This is a genomic window from Paenibacillus lutrae (assembly GCF_009757775.1).
GTDB lineage: Bacteria > Bacillota > Bacilli > Paenibacillales > NBRC-103111 > Paenibacillus_F > Paenibacillus_F lutrae.
Map to the genome: position 1 here is coordinate 1 of NZ_RHLK01000044.1, position 201 is coordinate 201.

The following is a 201-nucleotide window of genomic DNA, read 5'->3' on the forward strand; positions in this document are numbered from 1 at the left end:
TTTCTTTGCGCTTGGAATAGATCCGCTTGTTCCGTTCTGTATGACGCAGATGCTCTGCTTCTTCAAGGTAATCCGCCCAGATATGACGGCTCACTCGCTTCTTAAAGTCCTTGCTTTCCGTACATTGGTTCAAGAAAGAACAAGACTTGCATCGCTCCGGGTTAGAACGGTACACCTGGTAGCCGTCCCGGTTCGTCAATT

1 protein-coding gene is annotated in these 201 nt (G+C 48.8%); it reads right to left on the minus strand.

Features of this window, described 5'->3' with window-relative positions:
- Window positions 1-201: transposase (locus EDM21_RS24505; protein WP_201280833.1), on the minus strand; the 201-nt coding region annotated here is incomplete at both ends.